1 pseudogene is annotated in these 719 nt (G+C 53.8%); it reads left to right on the top strand.

The window, feature by feature from the left end:
• Positions 1–137: 137 nt before the first annotated feature.
• Positions 138–719 (top strand): annotated as a pseudogene (locus GOB82_RS13225) (hypothetical protein); the annotation flags it as partial.

Genomic DNA, 719 nt, shown 5'->3' on the forward strand with positions numbered 1-719 from the left:
CAACCTTGTGGGATGCCGCCGGATCAGTCCTGGATGCTTTCACTCCTGACGAATGCGCCAACTTCTTTACAGCCGCTGGATATGAGCCGGAATAAAGTGGACGTGCTCTAAATTTAGCCGGAAAGGAAGAAGCTGGCATGACTACAACAAATGTTACATCCAGTAATCCAGTTTATTCAAACAACACGATTGCATCGGGCAATACGGTTAACGTAACGGATTACGGTTCAGCAACTGATAATACAGTTGCTGCTGGTGGCACACTATATACTGACACTTATGGCGATGTTAGCAACACAACCGTTCAGTCTGGCGGAACCCTTCAGGGTGGCCAAAATGGCATTTACAGCGGGGACACTGTCGTTTCTTCTGGTGGGAAAGTTATTTCCGGGACGCTTTCTGGCGGCACCCTGACGGTTCTCCCGTCTGGTCAGGCCCAGAATGTGAGCGCAATCAGCGCGGGGCAGATCCAGGTAAGAGGCGGCTCAACCGTTGGCACGGTGATTTCCGGAGCGGCAACCATTGAAGTTGTCTCTTCAGGCGGCACGACCACAGGAACGCTGGCAACAGGCTTTGCCGGTCAGACCGTTTACTCCGGCGGGGTGGCCTCCAACACAACCGTGACCAACAGCGGTGGCATTTTCCTGCAGGGCGGGACAACCATCGGTGCCGTCATCAGGGATCCGAGAAGCTTCGAAACCGTTACCAGTGGCGGCATT

The sequence above is a fragment of the Acetobacter farinalis genome (assembly GCF_011516935.1).
Taxonomy (GTDB): Bacteria; Pseudomonadota; Alphaproteobacteria; order Acetobacterales; family Acetobacteraceae; genus Acetobacter; species Acetobacter farinalis.